This window comes from Pseudomonas sp. GZD-209 (genome assembly GCF_049310485.1).
GTDB lineage: Bacteria > Pseudomonadota > Gammaproteobacteria > Pseudomonadales > Pseudomonadaceae > Aquipseudomonas > Aquipseudomonas sichuanensis.
Genome location: NZ_JBMOWQ010000132.1, coordinates 1 through 20,515, shown reverse-complemented (window position 1 = coordinate 20,515; position 20,515 = coordinate 1). Strand labels below are relative to the sequence as shown.

At 63.2% G+C, this 20,515-nt stretch carries 22 protein-coding genes; 6 read left to right on the top strand and 16 right to left on the bottom strand.

Features of this window, described 5'->3' with window-relative positions; translation table 11 throughout:
• Positions 1–251: 251 nt before the first annotated feature.
• From msrQ to mrcB, 10 genes are all read right to left on the bottom strand, one after another.
• Complete coding sequence (gene msrQ / locus ACO6VM_RS15735) at positions 252–863, bottom strand: protein-methionine-sulfoxide reductase heme-binding subunit MsrQ (protein ID WP_401060507.1); 612 nt, start codon at positions 861–863, stop codon at positions 252–254.
• Positions 863–1,876 (bottom strand): protein-methionine-sulfoxide reductase catalytic subunit MsrP, encoded by a 1,014-nt coding sequence (gene msrP / locus ACO6VM_RS15730; protein WP_401060505.1) that lies wholly within the window; start codon positions 1,874–1,876, stop codon positions 863–865. The genes msrQ and msrP overlap by 1 nt, the downstream gene beginning before the upstream one ends.
• Before the next feature lie 74 nt (positions 1,877–1,950).
• Positions 1,951–2,802, bottom strand: a complete 852-nt coding sequence (pssA, locus tag ACO6VM_RS15725) for a CDP-diacylglycerol--serine O-phosphatidyltransferase (protein ID WP_110995968.1) — start codon at positions 2,800–2,802, stop codon at positions 1,951–1,953.
• 152 nt (positions 2,803–2,954) lie between these two features.
• Positions 2,955–3,971 carry a ketol-acid reductoisomerase gene (ilvC, locus tag ACO6VM_RS15720; protein ID WP_110995969.1) on the bottom strand — a complete coding sequence of 339 codons (1,017 nt, stop codon included), beginning with the start codon at positions 3,969–3,971 and terminating at the stop codon, positions 2,955–2,957.
• Between the two features lie 54 nt (positions 3,972–4,025).
• Entirely contained in the window at positions 4,026–4,517 is a 492-nt protein-coding gene (gene ilvN, locus ACO6VM_RS15715) for an acetolactate synthase small subunit (RefSeq protein ID WP_003250040.1), read from the bottom strand.
• Between the two features lies 1 nt (position 4,518).
• Complete coding sequence (locus ACO6VM_RS15710; RefSeq protein ID WP_110995998.1) at positions 4,519–6,243, bottom strand: acetolactate synthase 3 large subunit; 1,725 nt, start codon at positions 6,241–6,243, stop codon at positions 4,519–4,521.
• Between the two features lie 193 nt (positions 6,244–6,436).
• Positions 6,437–6,604 carry a hypothetical protein gene (locus ACO6VM_RS15705; protein ID WP_390966841.1) on the bottom strand — a complete coding sequence of 56 codons (168 nt, stop codon included), beginning with the start codon at positions 6,602–6,604 and terminating at the stop codon, positions 6,437–6,439.
• A 46-nt stretch (positions 6,605–6,650) separates the two neighbouring features.
• Positions 6,651–6,983: a YqcC family protein gene (locus ACO6VM_RS15700; RefSeq protein WP_401060502.1), complete on the bottom strand. Its 333-nt coding sequence runs from the start codon at positions 6,981–6,983 to the stop codon at positions 6,651–6,653.
• The gene (locus ACO6VM_RS15695) at positions 6,980–7,747 is read right to left on the bottom strand and encodes a tetratricopeptide repeat protein (protein WP_401060501.1); all 768 of its coding nucleotides are present in this window, start codon (positions 7,745–7,747) and stop codon (positions 6,980–6,982) included. The genes ACO6VM_RS15700 and ACO6VM_RS15695 overlap by 4 nt, the downstream gene beginning before the upstream one ends.
• Positions 7,748–7,773: 26 nt before the next feature.
• Positions 7,774–10,095, bottom strand: a complete 2,322-nt coding sequence (gene mrcB, locus ACO6VM_RS15690) for a penicillin-binding protein 1B (protein WP_401060499.1) — start codon at positions 10,093–10,095, stop codon at positions 7,774–7,776.
• A 117-nt stretch (positions 10,096–10,212) separates the two neighbouring features.
• Between mrcB and ACO6VM_RS15685 the strand changes: the two genes are divergently transcribed.
• From ACO6VM_RS15685 to ACO6VM_RS15675, 3 genes are all read left to right on the top strand, one after another.
• Positions 10,213–11,775, top strand: a complete 1,563-nt coding sequence (locus ACO6VM_RS15685; RefSeq protein ID WP_422403512.1) for an AAA family ATPase — start codon at positions 10,213–10,215, stop codon at positions 11,773–11,775.
• 99 nt (positions 11,776–11,874) lie between these two features.
• Complete coding sequence (locus ACO6VM_RS15680; protein WP_110995974.1) at positions 11,875–12,222, top strand: pentapeptide repeat-containing protein; 348 nt, start codon at positions 11,875–11,877, stop codon at positions 12,220–12,222.
• 151 nt (positions 12,223–12,373) lie between these two features.
• Positions 12,374–12,652 (top strand): TfoX/Sxy family protein, encoded by a 279-nt coding sequence (locus tag ACO6VM_RS15675; protein ID WP_110995975.1) that lies wholly within the window; start codon positions 12,374–12,376, stop codon positions 12,650–12,652.
• A gap of 171 nt (positions 12,653–12,823) precedes the next feature.
• Here the strand turns inward: ACO6VM_RS15675 and ACO6VM_RS15670 are convergent, their stop codons facing one another.
• The 4 genes from ACO6VM_RS15670 to ACO6VM_RS15655 are packed head-to-tail and all read right to left on the bottom strand — an operon-like array spanning position 12,824 to position 16,402.
• Positions 12,824–13,705: a ChaN family lipoprotein gene (locus ACO6VM_RS15670; protein ID WP_401060494.1), complete on the bottom strand. Its 882-nt coding sequence runs from the start codon at positions 13,703–13,705 to the stop codon at positions 12,824–12,826.
• Positions 13,706–13,716: 11 nt separating this feature from the next.
• Positions 13,717–14,484, bottom strand: a complete 768-nt coding sequence (locus ACO6VM_RS15665; RefSeq protein ID WP_401060493.1) for a heme ABC transporter ATP-binding protein — start codon at positions 14,482–14,484, stop codon at positions 13,717–13,719.
• Positions 14,484–15,467 (bottom strand): FecCD family ABC transporter permease, encoded by a 984-nt coding sequence (locus ACO6VM_RS15660; RefSeq protein WP_401060509.1) that lies wholly within the window; start codon positions 15,465–15,467, stop codon positions 14,484–14,486. The genes ACO6VM_RS15665 and ACO6VM_RS15660 overlap by 1 nt, the downstream gene beginning before the upstream one ends.
• 50 nt (positions 15,468–15,517) lie before the next feature.
• Positions 15,518–16,402 carry a heme/hemin ABC transporter substrate-binding protein gene (locus tag ACO6VM_RS15655; protein ID WP_401060491.1) on the bottom strand — a complete coding sequence of 295 codons (885 nt, stop codon included), beginning with the start codon at positions 16,400–16,402 and terminating at the stop codon, positions 15,518–15,520.
• 162 nt (positions 16,403–16,564) lie between these two features.
• Here ACO6VM_RS15655 and ACO6VM_RS15650 point away from each other — a divergent pair, with 162 nt between their 5' ends.
• Positions 16,565–16,882, top strand: coding sequence for a Rieske (2Fe-2S) protein (locus ACO6VM_RS15650; protein WP_401060489.1), 318 nt, complete (start codon positions 16,565–16,567; stop codon positions 16,880–16,882).
• On the opposite strand, the gene sfsA is transcribed toward ACO6VM_RS15650, so the two are convergent.
• Together sfsA and ACO6VM_RS15640 are read right to left on the bottom strand one after the other, a co-directional pair.
• Entirely contained in the window at positions 16,872–17,588 is a 717-nt protein-coding gene (gene sfsA, locus ACO6VM_RS15645; RefSeq protein ID WP_401060488.1) for a DNA/RNA nuclease SfsA, read from the bottom strand. The genes ACO6VM_RS15650 and sfsA overlap by 11 nt on opposite strands.
• Positions 17,588–18,760 carry a pyridoxal phosphate-dependent aminotransferase gene (locus tag ACO6VM_RS15640; RefSeq protein ID WP_401060486.1) on the bottom strand — a complete coding sequence of 391 codons (1,173 nt, stop codon included), beginning with the start codon at positions 18,758–18,760 and terminating at the stop codon, positions 17,588–17,590. The genes sfsA and ACO6VM_RS15640 overlap by 1 nt, the downstream gene beginning before the upstream one ends.
• 212 nt (positions 18,761–18,972) lie before the next feature.
• Between ACO6VM_RS15640 and dksA the strand changes: the two genes are divergently transcribed.
• Both dksA and gluQRS read left to right on the top strand, forming a co-directional pair.
• Positions 18,973–19,419, top strand: a complete 447-nt coding sequence (gene dksA / locus ACO6VM_RS15635; protein WP_401060484.1) for an RNA polymerase-binding protein DksA — start codon at positions 18,973–18,975, stop codon at positions 19,417–19,419.
• 146 nt (positions 19,420–19,565) lie between these two features.
• Positions 19,566–20,447 carry a tRNA glutamyl-Q(34) synthetase GluQRS gene (gluQRS, locus tag ACO6VM_RS15630; RefSeq protein ID WP_401060482.1) on the top strand — a complete coding sequence of 294 codons (882 nt, stop codon included), beginning with the start codon at positions 19,566–19,568 and terminating at the stop codon, positions 20,445–20,447.
• Positions 20,448–20,515 lie beyond the last annotated feature (68 nt).

The window sequence follows — 20,515 nt, the reverse complement described above, 5'->3', positions numbered from 1 at the left end:
GCGGGAGGCGAATCATACAGCGTTACAACCTGCTGTCAACCACCTTTTTCACCGCTGCCGATCCTGAGACCGAAACGCTTCCGGAACTTTCGATTCGCTTAACTCGTTGAATTTCAAGGAGTTTTGCGTTCCGTTGTCGCTGGAAGTGGGGCGCATTATAAGGGGATCTGAAACCCCGTCAACCTTTAATTTCAAGAAACATAAATATGGGAGATCGATGGGATGAAGACGGCAAGATATCCAGCCCAGGCTCAGGCTGCCCTCTTACGCCCTCCCGCAAACCTGGGCACTCGCTTCGCCACCGCCGGAACTCGCAGCACCATCAGCAATGCCCCTACCCCTGCGTAGATGGCCCATTCCTTCAAATCTGAACGCACGATCCACAAGAAATGCAGCAATCCCAACCCAAGAATCACATACACCAGCTTGTGCAGCTTCTTCCAACGCGCCCCTAGCCGTCGCTGACTGTAGCGATTGGAGGTGACCGCCAACGCCAGCAACCCAAGGAAACCCAACGCGCCGACAATGATGTACGGCCGCTTGCGCAGCTCAACTCCCAGCTGCCCCCAATCCAGGCCCAGGATGAACACCATATAAGAAGTCATGTGCAGCACTATATAAGCGAAGCACCACAACCCCAGCTGCCGGCGCACCACGACCCAGCCCGACCACCCTGTCAATTTCTGCAGCGGCGTCATGCTCAGGGTAATCAATAGAAAGACCAACGCCCCCAGCCCAAGTCGATCCACCAGGATCTTGCCCGGATCTGGATCGAGCTGCCCCGTTGCCGCCTGATACAGCCACCAGGCAGGAAACAGGCAGCCGAGCACAAAGATCGCCAATCGCAACCAGGGATAACGCATCAATAGTTCTTCCGCAGATCGAGCCCGGCGTACAACGACGCTACCTCATCAGCATAACCATTGAACATCTGCGTCTCCCGCACGTTGGGGCTGAACAGCCCGCTGGGCAAGCGCCGCTCGCGGGCCTGGGTCCAGCGCGGGTGATCGACCGTCGGGTTTACGTTGGCATAGAAACCATATTCATCCGGCGCCAGCCCTTGCCAGGTGGTATGCGGCTGCTCCGCCACCAGGCTGATGCGCACGATCGACTTGATGCTCTTGAAGCCATACTTCCACGGCACCACCAGGCGCAGTGGCGCGCCATTCTGGTTAGCCAACTCCCGGCCATACATGCCCACAGCCAGGATCGCCAACGGGTTCATCGCCTCGTCCAGGCGCAGCCCTTCTACATAAGGCCAGTCGATCAGGGCAAAACCGGAGCGCTGCCCGGGCATGCTCTTTGGGTCCTGCAGCGTTTCGAAACGGATATAGCGCGCCTTCGAAGTTGGCTCGACCTGCTTGAGCACTTGCGCCAGAGGAAAGCCCAACCACGGGATGACCATAGACCAGGCCTCTACGCAGCGCAGCCGATAAATGCGCTCCTCGAGCTGATAGGGCTTGATGAAGTCCTCCAGCGCATAGCGCCCGGGCTTTGCCACCTCGCCATCGACCACCAGGCTCCAAGGCTCGGTCTTCAGGCTGCCCGCATTGGCTGCAGGGTCGCCCTTGTCGGGCCCGAACTCGTAGAAGTTGTTGTAGTGAGTGGCGTCCTTGAACGGTGTGATGGCCTCATCCTTAACGGTGACCGCCTGCCAGCGCGTGGCACCCAGCTTTTCGGTGAACCACGCAGGCGCCGCTCCGGCTGCGGCATCGGCATAACGCGATGGCTCTGCGGCCGCACCCAAACGTGGCAAAGCGCCCAGGGCCATGCCTGCCAAGGTGCCACCCAGCATGCTGCGACGGGAAAGGTAGAGGTGTTCAGGGGTGATCTGTGCCGACGTGCAGTCGGATGATCGGGGAAGTTTGATGAGCATGACGGCTCCACAGTACGGGCAACTGATGTACCCGTAAGACTATGGAGCCGGCAGGTTATTCCACGATTAAATCTTCATGAGGTTTTACGACGACCGCGCAGCAGGTACTGCAGCGGGCCGGAAACCGCATAAGCGAGGAAGATCAGCAGCAGGATGCGGGGCGGATCGCTGAACACTACGGCGAACACCAGCACCACAGCCAGGATCGCAACAAAGGGTACACGCCCCTTGAGATCCAGCTCCTTGAAGCTGTTGTACTTGATGTTGCTGACCATCAGCATGCCGGCAGCAGCTACCAGCAATGCCACCAGGAACGACAGCTTGGAACCCTGGATACCGAAATCGCTGAACGCCCACACAGTGCCAGCCACAACGCCAGCCGCGGCTGGGCTGGCCAGGCCGATGAAGTAGCGTTTGTCGGCGGTACCGACCTGGGTGTTGAAACGCGCCAGGCGCAGTGCAGCACCGGCCACATAGATGAAGGCGACCATCCAGCCGACCTTGCCCATGTCGCCCAATGCCCAGCCGAAGGCCAGCAAGGCCGGCGCCACACCAAAGGCGACCATGTCCGACAGCGAGTCGTACTCGGCGCCGAAGGCGCTCTGGGTGTTGGTCATGCGCGCTACACGGCCATCGAGGCCGTCGAGAACCATGGCGACGAAGATCGCGATGGCGGCGAAGGCGAAATACTTGCTCGCTTCGCGCGGATCACCAGCGCTCAGGGCGCTCTGCGCGCTCATCGAACTGATGATGGAATAAAAGCCGGCAAACAGGTTGGCAGTGGTGAACAGGTTGGGCAGCAGGTAGATGCCGCGGTGACGGACCTTGCGGCCTTCGGCGTCATGCCCTTCTTCGACATGCTCATCGATCGGTAGCAGGCTTTCGGCGTCGGAGGGCTTGTTCGGCTCTTCGGGACGTTCGCTCATGAAAAGTACCTTGCAACGGGGGTGGAATATGTTCGACACGGGCTCGCGAAATGGGTTCTGACGGCGAGCCACTGGTCGCTTTATACCAGAAGCCGGCCGTGCAAACGAAAAAACGCGGCCGAAGCCGCGTTTTTCATTTAGCCAAGCAAGACTTAGTTCTTGCTCTTGTCGACGATCTTGTTGGCCGAGATCCACGGCATCATCGAACGCAGTTGCTCGCCGATGATTTCGATACCGTGGGCGGCGTTGTTACGGCGCTTGGCGGTCATCGATGGGTAGTTGGTGGCACCTTCGCTGATGAACATCTTCGCGTATTCGCCGTCCTGGATGCGCTTCAGAGCGTTGCGCATGGCCTTGCGGGATTCTTCGTTGATGACTTCAGGGCCGGTGACGTACTCACCGTACTCGGCGTTGTTGGAGATCGAGTAGTTCATGTTGGCGATACCGCCTTCGTACATGAGGTCAACGATCAGCTTCAGCTCGTGCAAGCACTCGAAGTAGGCCATTTCTGGCGCGTAGCCAGCTTCAACCAGGGTTTCGAAACCAGCTTTGACCAGTTCGACGGTACCGCCGCACAGAACAGCCTGCTCACCGAACAGGTCGGTTTCGGTCTCGTCCTTGAAGGTGGTTTCGATGATGCCGGTACGGCCGCCGCCCACGCCCGAAGCGTAGGACAGCGCGACGTTCTTGGCGTTGCCCGAAGCGTCCTGGTAGATAGCGATCAGGTCAGGGATGCCGCCGCCTTTGACGAACTCGGAGCGAACGGTGTGGCCCGGGGCTTTCGGCGCGATCATGATCACGTCGAGGTCGGCACGCGGAACAACCTGGTTGTAGTGGATCGAGAAGCCGTGGGAGAAGGCCAGGGTAGCGCCCTTCTTGATGTTCGGCTCGATTTCGTTCTTGTACAGAGCGCCCTGGAACTCGTCCGGGGTCAGGATCATGACCAGGTCAGCCGCAGCGACAGCGGTAGCAACGTCAGCAACTTTCAGGCCGTGGGCTTCAGCCTTGGCAACGGTAGCCGAACCTTTACGCAGACCGACGGTAACGTCTACACCGGAGTCCTTCAGGTTGCACGCCTGAGCGTGGCCCTGGGAGCCGTAACCGATGATGGCGACTTTTTTGCCCTGGATGATGGAAAGGTCGCAGTCTTTATCGTAGAAAACTTTCATGAAATACCCCTGGTTATATCTCGGCCCCTGCGGAGCCATCGCTAATTTTTGAAGTTAGATGCTGAGCACTTTGTCGCCACGGGCAATGCCGGTGACGCCACTGCGCACGGTTTCGAGAATCGATGCGGTGCCGATGGCCTGGATGAAGCTGTCCAGTTTGTCGCTGGTACCGCTCAGCTGCACGGTGTACACGCTGGCGGTCACATCGACGATCTGGCCGCGGAAGATATCCGTGGTGCGCTTGATCTCGGCGCGCTGGGCACCGGTGGCCTTGACCTTGACCAGCATCAGTTCGCGCTCGATGTGAGCGCTTTCCGACAGGTCGACCAACTTGACCACTTCGACCAGCTTGTTCAGGTTCTTGGTGATCTGTTCGATCACTTCATCATGGCCGACGGTGGTCAACGTCAGACGCGACAGGGTCGGGTCTTCGGTCGGTGCCACGGTCAGGCTTTCGATGTTGTAGTTGCGCTGGGAGAACAGGCCGACCACGCGAGACAAGGCACCGGGTTCGTTTTCCAGCAGCAGGGAAATGATGTGCCGCATATCAGGTACGCTCCGTCTTGCTCAGCCACATGTCACGCATCGAGCCATCCTTGATCTGCATCGGATAGACGTGCTCGGTACGGTCGATCGCGATGTCGATGAAGACCAGGCGGTCCTTCATGGCAAACGCTTCTTCCAGCTTCGGCTTGAGGTCCTTCAGGCTGGTGATGCGGATACCCACATGACCATAGGCCTCGGCCAACTTGACGAAGTCAGGCAGCGACTCGACATAGGAATGCGAGTGGCGACCGTTGTAAGCCATGTCCTGCCACTGGCGGACCATGCCCAACACACCGTTGTTCATGTTGACGATCTTCACCGGCAAGCCGTACTGCATGCAGGTGGACAGCTCCTGGATGTTCATCTGGATGCTGCCTTCGCCAGTGACGCAGGCCACGTCATGATCCGGGAAGTTGAGCTTGATGCCCATGGCCGCCGGGAAACCGAAGCCCATGGTGCCCAGGCCACCGGAGTTGATCCAGCGGTTGGGTTTGTTGAAGCGGTAGTACTGCGCCGCGAACATCTGGTGCTGGCCCACGTCGGAGGTGACGAAGGCATCGCCCTTGGTCACTTCGCACAGCGTCTCGATGACCTGCTGCGGCTTGATGACGTTGCCGTCGCCCTTGTCGTAAGGGAACAGGCCACCGTCGCCACGCCACTCGTCGATCTGCTTCCACCAGGCATCCAGCGCCGCCTTGTCAGGCTGCTCGCCGATTTCCTTGAGGATGCCGAGCATTTCGTTGAGCACGCTTTCGACCGGGCCGACGATCGGCACGTCGGCCTTGATCATCTTCGAGATCGACGCCGGGTCGATGTCGATATGGATGATCTTGGCGTTCGGGCAGAACTTGGCCGGGCCGTTGACCACGCGGTCGTCGAAACGCACGCCGACAGCGAAGATCACATCGGCATTGTGCATCGCCAGGTTGGCGGTGTAGCTGCCGTGCATGCCGAGCATACCGAGGAACTGGCGATCGGTACCCGGGAAACCACCGAGGCCCATGAGGGTGTTGGTGACCGGCAGGTTCAGCGACTTGGCGATTTCGGTGAGGGCTTCGGAGCCACCACCGAGGATGACGCCACCGCCGGAGTAGACGATCGGGCGCTTGGCCGCCAGGAGCATTTCGGCTGCCTTGCGGATCTGGCCGGAGTGACCACGTACAGCCGGGCTATACGAACGCAGCTTGACCTTTTTCGGGTAGATGTACTCGAACTTCTCAGCCGGGTTGGTCATATCTTTTGGAATGTCGACCACGACCGGGCCGGGACGGCCGGATTGCGCAAGATAGAAAGCTTTTTTCAGAACTTCCGGGATTTCCGAAGCATGCTTGACCATGAAGCTGTGCTTCACGATAGGCCGGGAAATACCGATCATGTCGGTTTCCTGGAAGGCATCGGTGCCGACCATGGTGCTGGGCACCTGGCCAGACAGGATGACCATCGGAATGGAATCCATGTATGCGGTGGCAATGCCGGTGATGGCATTGGTCGCACCTGGGCCGGAAGTCACCAGTACCACGCCGGCCTTGCCGGTGGCACGGGCGTAACCGTCCGCCATATGGGTGGCAGCCTGTTCGTGACGGACCAGGATGTGCTGGACTTCCGGTTCCTTGAACAGAGCATCGTAAACATGAAGGAGAGCACCGCCAGGGTACCCGTAGATGTGCTTAACGCCCTCGTCACGCAAGAAGCGGACGACCATCTCAGCGCCAGATAAAAGCTCCACGTTGTTCACCTCTAAAACGCCAGAATACCGTCCTCACTGGACGGGTCTTATTAGGTTTACTGCCAAGCAGAGCATGAGCGAACGTCAGCACTGACTGAGCAAGTATTGGGAATGCCCTGGTGTGTTGCGGGCTTTCCCACCCAGCGCGAGGTAACGCGTTGCGGGGTGTTACAAGTCGGCGCGGGTGTGCGCCTCATGATCTGCTTAGCGGGTCTGCTTCTGGCAGTCCCTCTACAGCGGAATCTGGATTCTTGTGATTTGGCGCCAACAAGTCAAGAAAAATTATTGCCAATTTTTCCGCAAGATGAATCGCCAGCACCACTAAAAAGGCGCTCAGCAGCAGAACAATAAAGATTTCCATAAAAAAGGGCCACAATCTGCGGCCCTTAAAGGAAAAAGAGAAGAAATCAGGCGGAAGGCGCGATCAATTGATCGAATTCTGCCAACAGGCGCCGTAGCGCGCGGCTTTGTTCCGGACGATCGACAAACACCGTCTCGGCCATCACCAGGATGCCCGAGGCGTTCGGCAACGCCAGCCCATGCTCCAGGATCAGCTTCATGCGTGGCAGGAAGATCCACTGCAGCCACTGCTCGAAGCTCATGCTGTCGACCGCGAACGGCACTGTGCTGGCCAGCATCTCGTCGCTGGGCGTATCAGCGCTCCACCAGCCCTGGACCTTGAGCTCTTGCTCGATCAGCAGCAGATGGTCGGCGATATCGAGAATGCGCTGTTCCATCACAGGTTGACCCGCGCCTTCTGCCGCGCCAGCGCGGCACCGGCGCTGTCGCCTTGCTTCTCGCGGGCCTGGGCGATGGTGTTCCACAACTGAGCCTGAAGGTCTGGACGGCCGTTGGCGTAGGTCAGCGCACGACGGGCCAGTTGCTCGGATTGCGCCGCGTCACCTTGCGACAGGCGCACCTGGGCCAGACGGAACAGCACCTGCGGCTCGCGCGGGGCAATGCGCTGGGCACGCTCCAGGCTCGAAGCGGCGCCATTGAAGTCACCACTGCCCTGCTGCTGCTGGGCGGTGGTCAGCAGCGCCAGCACCGGACCATCGAGTTGCTCGTCGGCGGACAGGCCGCCGGTGCTGGCGCGCGGGATGCCGGTCGGCGCCTGGGTGACGGCCGGAGGGTTGCTCATCGAGGCGATGTCAAACGGCTCATCGGCCACCGGGTTGGGGTTGCTGGTGATGGGGCCAGTGCTGATCGGGCCCGGGGTGATCGGGCCGCTGCTGACCGGGCCGGGAGTGATCGGCCCAGTGCTGATCGGCGCGCCGCCGGTGCCTTGCGGGATCATCACGGTCACGCCGCCTTCTTCGGGCAACGTCTGCGCCTGGCTGCTGCCGCCACTGGTCGGGTAGGCCGAAGTGCGCTTGGCCTGGACCCGCTCACTGTTGGAGACCCGGGTGCTCGAATCCACCACCGGAATGTTGCCACGCTGGACACTGGAGCAGCCTTGCAGCACAGCTACCGCGGTCAAGACAGGAATCCACCACTTCTTCACTTCACACCCTCTTCAAAAGCTCGTGCTCAATTCATCCACCCCTTGACCCAGTCCATGACCGAGTCAGCCGGGTTCTGTTCGCCACCACAGGTGGCGCCAGCGGGCGGTTCGCTGCCGCGAATATACGGCATCTGCACAGCTCCCGGACAGCTACCGTCGGAACCCTGGCCGCTGTAAGGGTCGATCCAGGCCTGCACCACGTTGTCTGGTAGCGGCATGTCCAGCGGCAACGGGTCGGCCTTCTTCATGAAGCTGGTCCACACCTGCAGCGCACCGGTGGCGCCGGTGAACGGCGTCTTGCCGTTGTCGTCGCGGCCCAGCCAGACCACTGCCAGCAGGTCCTGGCTGAAGCCGGAGAACCAGCTGTCGCGCGAGTCGTTACTGGTGCCGGTCTTGCCCGCCAGCGTCAGTGAGCTGGGCAGCACGCTATACACCGAACGCCCGGTACCTTCACGCATTACCCGCTGCATGGCGTTCTGCACCAGATAGATGGCACCGGGGTCGAAGGTTTGCTGGATCTGGAACGGGTAGCGCTTGAGCGGCTCGCCTTCGGCGGTGAGCACGCTGCGAATGCCGCGCATCGGTGTATTGAAGCCACCGTTGGCGATGGTCTGGTACATGGTCGCAACCTGCATCGGCGACATGCCGCCAGCGCCCAGCAGCATCGACGGGAACGCCGGCCAGTCGACCTGCACACCCAAGCGGCCGATGGTCTTGATCACGTTCGGCACGCCCACTTCCAGGCCGAGCTTGGCGGTCGACAGGTTGTAGGAATTGGCCAGGCCCTGGTACAGGTAGATGGTGCCATGGGGACGGCGATCGTAGTTCTGCGGGCGCCACACCTGGCCGTCGGCGCCTTTGACCGAGAACGGCTCGTCCTGCACCCGGGTGGTCAGGCTGTACTTGCTCGGTTGCTCAAGCGCGGTGAGGTAGACCGCCGGCTTGACCAGCGAGCCGATCGGCCGCACCGCGTCGATGGCACGGTTGAAGCCGGCAAAGCCCGACTGACGGCTACCGATCAGCGCCTGCACCTCGCCGGTTTCCGGGTTGGTGACGACCATCGCCGACTCCACGTCGTCGGCGCCCTTGCGCCCGGCCAAGCGCTTGAACGTCTCGCTCATGGCCGTTTCGGCCTTCATCTGCAGGATCGGGTCGAAACTGGTGAAGATGCGCAGGCCTTCTTCGGTCAAGTCTTCGTCGCGGTAGTCCTGGCGCAGCTGGCGCTTGACCAGGTCGAGGAACGCCGGGAACGAGCTGTCGGCCAGGCTGCCGCGCTTGGTCACGCCCAGCGGCATCTTCTTCGCAGCATCGATCACTTCCTGGCTGGCCACGCCTTGCTCGGCCAGCAGGTCGAGCACCAGGTTGCGGCGCTGCAGGGCGCGCTCGGGGTAACGACGCGGGTTGTAGTAGGACGGCCCCTTGACCATGCCCACCAGCAAGGCAATCTGGTGCAGCTTGAGTTCCTGCAGCGGCTGGCTGAAGAAGAACTGGCTGGCCAGGCCGAAGCCATGCACCGCGCGCTGGCCGTCCTGCCCGACGAAGACTTCGTTCAGGTACGCCTCGAGGATCTCGCGCTTGTCGTAGTGCATCTCCAGCAGCACGGCCATCATGGCCTCGGTCAGCTTGCGGCTGAGGCTGCGCTCGTTGGTGAGGAAGAAGTTCTTCACCAACTGCTGGGTCAGGGTACTGCCGCCCTGACGCATGGCGCCCGAGGAGGTGTTCACCCAGATGGCCCGGGCGATGGACTTGGGCGATACGCCGAAGTGGCTGTAGAAATCGCGGTCTTCCGTGGCGATCAGGGTCTCCAGCAGGTACGGCGGTACCTGGTCGATCTTGATCAGGATGCGGTCTTCAAGATTCTTCGGGTAGATACCGCCGATCATCAGCGGCTCCAGGCGCACCACGTCAAGCTTGCCGCCGTTGGCACCGCTGAGCCCGGCAACGTAGTCACCGGAGAAACGCACACTGACGAACTGCGCCGGCTCCATGCCTTCATAGAACTGGAAGCCGCGGGTATTGAGGTCGACGTTGTTACCATTGACCGACGCCGCGCCCGGGCCATTGGCCGCACTCTCGCGACGGTAGCCGAGGGCATCGAGCTCGGTGAGGAAGTCGTTCCTGCTCAGCTTCTGGCCGACGAACAGCTCCAGCGGCCGGGCGTATACCTTGGCCGGGATGGTCCAGCGCTTGCCGGAAAACTTCTCCTGCACAGTCGCATCGAGGTAGACCGCAAAGCCTGCGATCAGGACGAGGCCGACCAGGCTGAGCTTGAGTGCCCAGCCCAACCAGGCGCGCGCACGGCTGGTCGGTGGTTTTTTAGGGGGGCGGGAATTTCGGGTACGTGTCATGGCGGCGGAGTATACGCACTTTCAAAAAGGGAGGCAGGCGCCCACAGGCGGTTTGCAGGGACGTCACCATTGACCATAATGGCGCCTTCGAATTCCCTGACCCCGAAAGGATCACTTGTGAGCCAAGCCCTGATCAGCGCGCTGCAGAACCCTGCACTTTATCCGCACCCCGTCGAGGGCTTCCAGCTCATCGAAACGCACATTTCCTGGGTCCTGCTCACCGGTGAATTCGCCTACAAGATCAAGAAGCCCATGAACTTCGGCTTCCTCGACTTCACCGGCCTGGATCAGCGTGGGCATTTCTGCAACGAAGAACTGCGCCTGAACCAGCGCCTGACCGAAGGCCTGTACCTGGAAGTACTGCCAATTACCGGCAGCGCCGAAGCCCCGCAACTGGGCGGCGCAGGCACGCCGATCGAGTACGCGCTGAAAATGCGCCAGTTCCCCCAGGGCCAGATGCTCAGCACCCTGCAGGCCAACGGTGAGCTGAACGCCGGCCACATCGACCAGATGGCCCGGCAGATTGCCGAGTTCCACCTGCAAGCACCGAAAGTCGCCGTCGAGCACCCGCTGGGTACGCCAGAGGCCGTCATGGCCCCGGTGGAGCAGAACTTCGAGCAGATTCGCCCGTTCCTCAGCGACAAGGCCGACCTGCAGCAACTCGACAACCTGCAAGCCTGGGCCCAGGACAGCTTCAAACGCCTGCACGGTCTGCTCGAGGCGCGCAAGGCCGACGGTTTCATCCGCGAATGCCACGGTGACATCCACCTGGGCAACGCCACCCTGATCGACGGCAAGGTGGTGATCTTCGACTGCATCGAGTTCAACGAGCCGTTCCGCCTGACCGATGTCTACGCCGATGTCGGCTTCCTCGCCATGGACCTCGAAGACCGCGGCCTCAAGTGCCTGTCGCGGCGCTTCATCAGCCAGTACCTGGAGCTGACCGGCGACTACCAGGGCCTGGAGCTGCTGAACTTCTACAAGGCTTACCGCGCCCTGGTACGGGCCAAGGTCGCGCTGTTCAGCATGCCGGCCGACGCCGATGGCGTGCAGCGCGCCACCACCCTGCGCACCTATCGCAACTACGCCAACCTGGCGGAAAGCTACAGCGCCATCCCGTCGCGCCTGCTGGCGATCACCCACGGTGTTTCGGCGGTGGGCAAAAGCCATGTGGCCATGCGCCTGGTCGAAGCGCTGGGCGCGGTGCGCGTGCGCTCCGACGTCGAACGCAAGCGTCTGTTCGGCGAGCAGCAGCAGGCGCAAGCCGGCCAGTTGCAGGCCGGTATCTATGACCAGCAGTCCAGCGCCGCGACCTACCAGCGCCTGCATGCGCTTGCAAAAACCATCCTGCGTGCCGGCTTCCCGGTAGTGCTGGACGCCACTTACCTCAAGCACGACCAGCGCAAGGCCGCAGCGGAGGTCGCCAGCGAGACCGGCGCGCCCTTCCTGATTCTCGACTGCCAGGCTCCCGAGGCCGTCATCGAGAGCTGGCTGGCGCAGCGCCAGGCCGATAATGCCGACCCTTCGGATGCCACCCTCGAAGTCGTCAAGGCCCAGCAAGCCAGCCGCGAACCGCTCGATGCCGAAGAACAGAAGCACAGCAAGCGCGTCGAGACCCAGGAAAGCGCCAGCATGGACCAGCTGATCGAACAGATTCGCCAGCACCTGCCCGGCCTTTGACCCTCCTGGCGTGAAGCAGTCGACAGTTCACGCCTGAAGTCCGGCGCCTCCTCAGTGATGTCATTACAATGGCATCACACCCCACGAGGAGGCGCCGCCATGAACCAACCCCGGCAGCTGGACAACGTCCTGTACGCCCTGGTCCGCGACGAGAAGATCGCGACCTTCAACCGCGAAAAGCCAACGGACGCCCCCATCGATTTTCGCGGCGGCGATTTTCGTGGCCTGGACCTGCGCAACCTCGACGTGCGTGGCATCGACTTCACCGATGCATACTTTCGCGCCGCCGACCTGCGCGGCCTGGACCTGCGGGAAACCGGCCTGGAAGGCGCGAGCATCGCCCATGCGCAAATCTCCGGAACCTACTTCCCCAGCGAATTGAGCGCTGACGAGATACTCATGTCACTGAAATTCGGTACGCGCCTGCGCTATCGAACCGCGCGCTGACCCTCGGCCAGGCACCGCCCCGCACCCCGGGGCGGCTACCGGTCGGGCCCCGATGGCAAAAGGCCGCGCAATTCCCAACCCCCGCTACACTCCTCTCTGACCTGCTCGCGATTTATCCCCAAGACCCGTTCAGCCATCGCAAGGAGGCTCGATGAACGATGAATTGCAGCACCTGAAAAATCTTGGCAAGACCTCCGCGCAATGGCTGCACGCCGTCGGTATCCACAGTGCATCGGACCTTCGTCGCCTGGGCGCGGTGGGCGCCTATCAAGCCGTAAGAACGCGAGGTTTCCGGGCTTCCAAGGTGTTGTTGTACGCCATAGAGGGCGCCTTGCTGGACATGCACTGGAACGATCTGCCGGTTGAACGCAAAGAGGCGCTGAACCAGCAGCTCGACGCGAAGAGCCCGGCACAGAAGATGGAAAAATAATTAACAGAAAGTCATTGACTCGGTAATGAGAATCGTTATGATTATCACAACTGGTCGCGAGACTGGTTGGGTAACCTGAAAGCCCCTGGTTCGGACTCTCAGATTATCTCCTCATCAGGCTAATCACGGTTATTGACCCGGCACTTTGCCGGGTCTTTTTTTGCCTGCGATTTACTGCCCTTTGCGCAGCTGGGCGCAATAATCCTGCTCGGGCAGCGCCGCGGTGTACCAGACAAAATCAGCCATGCCCGGCTCGACCGCCTCCCCCACTTGCGCCAGCAGCAACACCTTGCTGTCGCCTTCGGCCCCCAGGTCAGCCAGGTGCAGGGGCACGCCCAGGTCCTTGCGTGCGTGATAGCTGCCAGCGAACAGCAGCGCAGGTTGCGGCGCGCTCAGCAGGCGTTCGGCGATGCGCCGGTCGCGCTGTTGCTGGACGGCGAGCATTGCCGGCAGCTGGCTGTCCGGCAGCAGGTTGCAATGCCCGGCACGGACCTGCTCGCGCAATGCCTGCAAAACATTCGCCGCATTGCTGCGCGCGCCCGGCGGGTTCACTGGCTGGCGATAAGCCTGGCGGATCTCGTCGGGGGACAAATTGGCCGACAGCAGCGGATAAGGTTGCGTCAGGGCTTCCCTCACGATCGGCCCGTACAACGTCCAGTCCCAGCCATCCTGCCAGGCGAGGGCCTTGGGCAGGTCCTGTGGCAGTGGCCCGTCATGCTGCAAGGCATCGACCAGCGGCTGCTGTTCGGGCTGGAGCATTTCCAGCAGCAGGCTGCCTTGCGGGCGGCGGCTCTCCAGGGCGCGCAGCAACCAGAGTTGTAGCGCATGGTGGTCAGGGTTGTCGTGCTGCTCGCCGACCAGCACCCGAGGTGCGCTGGCGAGTTGCTCGACCAGTTGCTCCGGGCTGATCAACCGGCCGCTGGCCAGGTCGCGGATCTGGCCCAACTGCGCGCTGTCACGGCCCTCGCTGCTTTGCCAGGCCGGCAGTGGTGGCAGACTGGCCTGGCACCCCGCCAATGCCAGTACCAGGCAGACCGACAAGAGGTGACGCATGGCTGAAGCTCCTATCGAGTGATGATCAACGGATGGCCCCTCTCCGGATGCGCCTGCACCAGTACATCGATGCCGAACACCGCCTTGAGCGCCACAGGGGTCAGCACCGCCTGCGGCGTATCCAGAGCATGGCAGCGCCCCTGCTCCAGCAGCAGGATATGGTCACAGTAGCGGGCCGCCAGGTTCAGGTCATGCAGGATCACCAGCACCGCTGCACCACGGTCGGCAAAACTGCGTACCGCCTGCAGCGTGGTGTGCTGGTGCAGCGGGTCGAGCATGGATGTGGGCTCGTCGAGCAACAGCGTGGTGCCGGCCTCACCCGGCCACAGCTGGGCCAGCACCCGGGCCAGGTGCACTCGCTGGCGCTCCCCCCCGGACAGGGCCAGGTAGCTACGCTCGCCCAGGTGCCCGGCATCTGCCGCCTGCAATGCCGCATCGACGATCTCCCGATCGCGCTGCCGGCCACTGGCATGGGGCAGCCGGCCCAGGCCGACCACCTCTTCGACACTGAAGCCGAAGCCCAGGCTGGACACCTGCGGCAACACCGCCAGCCGCCGTGCCCGCTCCTGGCCGGGCCAGTCCTCAAGCGCCCGCCCGTCCAGACGCACTCGCCCGGCACTGGGCGCCAGCTCACCGCACAGGGCGCCAAGCAGGCTGCTCTTGCCGGCACCGTTGGGGCCCAGCACGCCGAGGATCTGCCCCGGGTGCAATTGCAGATGGATATCGTGCAGCACCTCGCTGCTGCCGCGCTTGAGCGACAGGCCTTCGACATCGAGCATCAGTTGCGCCCCTTGACCAGCAAGAACAGGAAGAACGGTGCCCCGATGAAGGCCGTGACGATGCCGATCGGCAGCTCTGCCGGCGCCAGGGCCAGACGCGCGATCAGGTCGGCGAACAACAGCAGGGTGCCACCGGCCAGCAGCGAAGCCGGCAACAGCACACGGTGATCCGGCCCCGCCAGCAGGCGCACCAGGTGCGGCACCACCAGGCCGATGAAACCGATCAGGCCTGCCGCCGCCACCGCCGCGCCGACACCCAGCGCGGTGCAGAACACCAGCTCACGTTTCAGCGCTTCCACTTCGACACCGAGGTGGCGGGCCTCCGACTCGCCCAGCAGCAAGGCATTGAGCGCCTGTGCCCGCCGCGGCAACCACAGCGCCACTGTCACCGCCACCAGCAGCAGCGGCCACAGGCGTTCATAGCTGGCGCCGTTGAGGCTGCCGAGGTTCCAGAACGTCAGGGTGCGCAAGGTCGCGTCATCCGCCAGATAGGTGAACAGCCCGACCGCCGAGCCGCCCAGGGCCGTCATGGCGATACCGGCCAGCAGCATGGTCGCCACGTTGGTCTGGCCGTCACGCCGGCCAAGGCGATAGACCATCGCCGTCACCCCAAGGCCGCCGATGAAGGCACATAACGACAGCAGGTACGGCGCGAACCACTCGGCTATGCCGCCCAGCCAGCTGCCCCCCACGATCGCCACCGCCGCCCCCAGGGCGGCACCACTGGCGACCCCTACCAGCCCAGGGTCGGCCAGCGGGTTGCGGAACAGCCCCTGCATGGCCACCCCCGACAGCGCCAGCACCCCGCCCACCGCCAGCCCCAGCAAGGTGCGCGGCAGGCGGATCTGGCCGAGGATCATTTCGGCCTGCTCGAGCCCCGCACCGCTGATCGGCACGCCGATCAGGCGCAAGCCGGCACGCAGGGTATCGAACAGTGGCAGGCTGACCGGCCCCAGCGCCAGCGACAGCCAGACCGCCAGCAGGCACAACAGCGCAAGGCCAGTGAACAGCGTGCGTGGCTGGACCCGCTGCCTCATGGGGCGAGGCTGGCCTTGGCGGCCGGGTAAAAGTTGGCGGCCAGCTCATGCAAGGTAGCGGGCAAGCGCGGGCCGAGGCCACCGACCAGCAGCGTCGGGTCAAGCGACAGCAGGCGCTTGTCGCGCACCGCACGCGAGCCGGCCAGGGCCGGGTTTTCCTTGATCAGCGCCTGCAGGGCGGCCTCGCCTGCCAGAGCGCGATCGGAGAGCACCACCACGTCCGGGTCCAGCGCGGCCAGGGCCTCCACCGAGAAGTTCTTGTAGCCCTGATGGTCGGCCAGGTTGCGCGCCCCGGCCTGACGCAGCAGCCAGTCGCCGGAAGTACCAAGCCCGGCGATCAGTGGCTTGGCCCCGGCGTGCCCGACCAGCAGCAGGACGCCCGGTGCCTTCTGGCTGGCCTGGGCCTGCTTGATCTTGTCTTGCAGCCCTTGCAGCTGACGATGGTAGTCACTGGCCAGGGTTGCCGCCTGCTGCTCGCTACCCAGCAATACACCCAGGTGCTTGAGGTTCTCGTCCACCGCGGCCAGCTCGGCCTTGCTGGAGAACAGCTCGACCCGCACACCGGCCTTGCGGATCTGCGCCAGCACCGGTGGCGGGCCCATTTCCTCGGTCCCCACCAGCACATCCGGGCGCAGGCTGAGGATGCCTTCGGCCGACAGCTGGCGCTGGTAGCCGATGCTGGGCAATGCCTTGAGCGATTCGGGGTGCTGGCTGGTAGTGTCCACGCCGACCAGCCGCTGCTCCCCACCCAGCGCGCTGATCCATTCGCTCAGCGCGCCACCGGCACTGACCCAGCGCTGCGGCAGCTCGCCGGCCAGCGTCGGAGTAGATAAAAGCAGACCGGCACACAGGGCGATCAGGGCAGCGGGACGGCGCATCATCGAATTCCTTTGCTTGAAGGCGGGCCGCGCGCCTTGTGGCGGGCGGTGGAACTGCGCACCATAGGCAGCCTGGCGCGGCGAATGCGGGCAATTTGATAATTATTCGCATTGAAGCGTCAAGCCATCCCTTGTCACACGGCTTAACAGAAAGCACACCCCATCATGCATTTTCTCTGCGCCTCCACCAGCCTCAGCGAAGGCCAAAGCCGCGCGTTCAGCGTAGCCGGCATGCCACTGCTAGGCGTACGTCGCCATGGCCAGGTGTTCATCTACCGCAACCGCTGCCCCCATCGCGGCATTACCCTCAACTGGGCGCCAGACAGCTTCCTCGACGACAGCGCCAGCCTGATCCAGTGCGCCCATCATGGCGCGCAGTTCCTGATCGAAAGCGGCGAATGCGTGGCCGGCCCGTGCGCGGGCGAGTGGCTGGAAGCCCTGGACTGCCTGGAAGACAGCCAGGGCATCTGGCTTAGCGAGTGAGCAGCACCGGCAGCGGCCGGTCGACCACGATCTGCTGTGCATCCAGCCGGGTGCCGTAGGCCAGCACCTCCACCCCATCCGCCACCGCCGCGCGCAGGGCCTGGGCGTACGCGGCGTCGATTTCCTCCGCCGGGCGCACGGCCTCGATGCCGGTGAGGTTCACACAATACAATTGCACCGCGCGAACACCCTGGCGTGCCAACCCCGCCAGTTCGCGCAGGTGCTTGGCACCGCGCTGGGTCACGGCATCGGGGAAGGCCGCCACCGGGGTGTCCGGGTAGCCGAGGGTCACGCTCTTGACCTCGACGTAGGCCTTGCTGCCGTCGGCATACTCCAGATAGAAGTCGATGCGGCTGCGTTCCTCACCGTAGGCCACCTCGCGCTTGAGCGCGGTGAAACCGGCCAGTTCAGTGATGGTGCCCGCACGCAGCGCTTCTTCGATCAGCGCGTTGGCTCGCCCGGTGTTGACGCAGGCCAGCCGGCCCTGGGGCGTTTCGCTGATCTCCCAGGTGCCGGGCAGCTTGCGCTTAGGGTCGTTGGAGCGGCTGAACCAGACCCGCCCGCCTTCACTCATGCAGTTGAGCATCGAGCCGGTGTTGGGGCAGTGGATGGTCATCTGCTCGCCATTGGCCAGCTCGATGTCGGCCAGGAAGCGCTTGTAGCGGCGCAGCAGACGCGCCTCTTCCAGTTCGGGGAAAAGCGCCATCAGCCTTGCCAGCTCCGCAGGCCCCGGGCGATGCGCTGCACCGCCTCTTCCAGACGCGGCAAGCTCTGGGTGTAAGCAAAACGCACATGGTGGCCGGCCTGGTGGCGACCAAAGTCCAGGCCCGGCGTGAAGGCCAGGTGTTCGGTTTCGAGGAAGTGCCGACAGAAGGCGAAGGCATCGCCACCGAAGGCACTGATGTCGGCATACAGATAGAAGGCGCCCTGGGGCTCGACGGCAATACCGAAGCCCAGCTCACGCAGTGCCGGCAACAGGTAGTCACGGCGACGTCCGAACTCGGCGCGGCGTTCCTCGAGAATCGCCAGTGTCTGCGGCTCGAAGCACGCCAACGCAGCATGCTGGGCCATGCTCGGGGCACTGATGTAGATGTTCTGCGCCAACTTTTCCAGGTCAGCCACTGCCGACGGCGGTGCCACCAGCCAGCCAAGGCGCCAGCCGGTCATGCCGAAATATTTGGAAAAGCTATTCAGGACGAAGGCCTCATCGTCCACTTCCAGCACGCTCGGCGCATCCATGCCGTAGGTGAGGCCGTGATAGATCTCGTCCACCACCAGGTGGCCATGGCGCTCGCGGCTCGCCCTGGACAGGCTGGCCAACTGGTCACGGTCGAGCACCGTGCCGGTCGGGTTGGCCGGCGAAGCCACCAGCGCGCCGACGGTGTCCTTGTCCCAGTAGCGCTCGACCAGGTCGGCGGTCAGTTGATAGTTCACCTCCGGCCCGACCGGCACCAACTGCGCGCCGCCTTCGACCAGCCGCAGGAAGTGGCGGTTGCACGGGTAGCCCGGGTCGGCCAGCAGCCAGTGCTTGCCAGGGTCGACCAGCAGGCTGCTGGCCAGCAGCAATGCGCCCGAGCCCCCCGGGGTGATGAGCACGCGTTCGGGGTCAAGGTCTACGCCGTAGCGCTGGCCATAGAAGCCGGCAATCGCCTCGCGCAACTGCGGCAGGCCACGGGCGGCGGTGTAGCGGGTATGCCCTGCGGCCAGGGCCGCCTGGCCGGCGGCAACGATGGGTGCGGCGGTGGTGAAGTCCGGCTCGCCGATCTCCAGGTGAATCACGTCGTGGCCGGCGGCTTGCAGTTCGTTGGCACGGGCCAGCAAGGCCATGACGTGGAAGGGTTCGATGGCGCGACTGCGCGCACTGTGTGGCTGAGCCATGGGCCTTCTCTCAATTGGGTCTAAACTGGTGATTCCACCTGTACATACCAGCGAACGTGCCGCCCGCGCCGCTGTCAATAGCAGGCATAGGGCGGGGTAGCGCACCCCGTATCTATCTGGTAAGTTCGGCGGCTCGCAGTCGCAGGGCCGGCGGTCGCCGGAGATGGAAGTATCCTGCGCATTGGATCAGATGAGTGAGAGGCGGTCTATTCATGTCCACCCTAGAAAAGCAAAAAGCCAGTCAAACGCTCTATGGCGTCGAGCCGTACAAGGAAACCAAGGGTGAAGAATACATGGGTGCCCCGATGCGGGCCCACTTCACCAAGCTCCTGAACGGCTGGAAGCATGAGCTCATGGCCAGTGTCGACAAAACCATGGACCACATGAAGGACGAGGCAGCCAACTTCCCCGATCCAGCCGACCGCGCCAGCCAGGAAGAAGAGTTCGCCCTGGAACTGCGCAACCGCGATCGCGAGCGCAAGCTGATCAAGAAAATCGACAAGACCTTGCAACTGATCCAGGACGAAGACTACGGCTGGTGCGAATCCTGCGGTATTGAAATCGGCCTGCGTCGCCTGGAAGCCCGTCCGACTGCGGACCTGTGCTTCGACTGCAAGGAAATCGCCGAGAAGAAGGAAAAGACGGTCGGCAAAGGCTGATCCGAATCCCGAAAAGACGGGGCGTACTGGTTGTGGGAGCGGGCTTGCCCCGCGATGAAGATGTCGGGCCATCCGACGTCATCGCGGGGTAAACCCGCCCCCACATCAGATACGCCCCGTTTTCATTTATATAGCTCGCACAGCCCATGACCCCTTACATCGGACGCTTCGCCCCCACGCCCAGCGGTTACCTGCACTTCGGCTCGCTGGTCGCCGCCCTCGCCTCCTGGCTCGACGCCCGCGCCGTCAACGGCCGCTGGCTGCTGCGCATGGAAGATACCGACCCACCACGCGAGATGCCCGGTGCCCGCGATGCCATCTTGCAGACCCTTGAACGTTACGGGCTGGAGTGGGATGGCGAGGTGGTTTGCCAGAGCCAGCGCCACGACGCCTATGCTGCCGTCGTCGACCGGCTGTTCAGCATGGGACTGGCTTATGCCTGCACCTGCTCGCGCAAGCAATTGGAGGGGCATCACGGCATCTACCCGGGCTTTTGCCGCAATGCCGGGCATGCCCGCGAAGGCGCGGCGATCCGCCTGCGGGTGCCGGAGCTGATCTACCGCTTCGATGACCGCGTCCAAGGCCGGTTCGAGCAGCACCTGGGGCGCGAAGTGGGCGATTTCGTCATCCAGCGCCGCGACGGGCTCTACGCCTACCAGCTGGCCGTCGTGCTGGACGATGCCTGGCAGGGGGTGACCGATGTCGTGCGCGGCGCCGACCTGCTGGACAACACACCGCGCCAGCTCTACCTGCAGGAGCTGCTGGGCTTCTCGCAGCCGCGCTACCTGCATATCCCACTGATCGTCCAGCCCGACGGGCACAAGCTGGGCAAGTCGTATCGCTCGCCGCCGCTCGAGCCGGACCAGGCCACGCCGCTGCTGCTGCGAGCATTGCGCGCGCTGGGGCAGCAGACCGACCCGGCGTTGTTGGGTGCCAGCCCGGCTGAGGTGCTGGCGGTGGCGCGAACGCAGTGGCGGCCGGAACAAATTGCGCGACAGATGACGGTGCCTGAAGCCGATTTACGGTGAAGCCATCGCGGGGGGAGGCCAGGGCCCCCCCAGGAAGATCGTCCTGTTTGTGGGGGGGTTTGCTCCGC